Raw genomic sequence first — 255 nt, 5'->3', positions numbered from 1 at the left:
CGCGCCGAAGGCGGCGAGACCGGACAGCATGCCCGTCAGGAGGACGGCCTTGCGCGCGCGTGTCTCATCCTTGCCGCGCGCGATGAGATGATCGATTAGCCAGCCGCCGACGACGAGATCCGTCACCGTCGCCACGGCCCACGGAATCGCCGCAAAGCCCGCTGACTTGAGAATGCTCATGTGCATGGTCTGCACGAGGTAACCCGGCAGCCAGGTCAGGAACAGATAGAACGAATAGCCGTAGGCGGCGAACCC

At 64.7% G+C, this 255-nt stretch carries 1 pseudogene; it reads right to left on the bottom strand.

Going from position 1 to position 255, the window contains the following annotated elements:
• Positions 1–255: pseudogene (locus SB753_RS39210) on the bottom strand (MFS transporter); the annotation flags it as partial.

The sequence above is a fragment of the Paraburkholderia sp. SIMBA_053 genome, assembly GCF_046534895.1.
In the GTDB taxonomy this organism is placed as follows: Bacteria; Pseudomonadota; Gammaproteobacteria; order Burkholderiales; family Burkholderiaceae; genus Paraburkholderia; species Paraburkholderia caledonica.
Note: the sequence above shows the minus strand (reverse complement) of the source record. Positions and strands in the feature narration are given on the sequence as shown.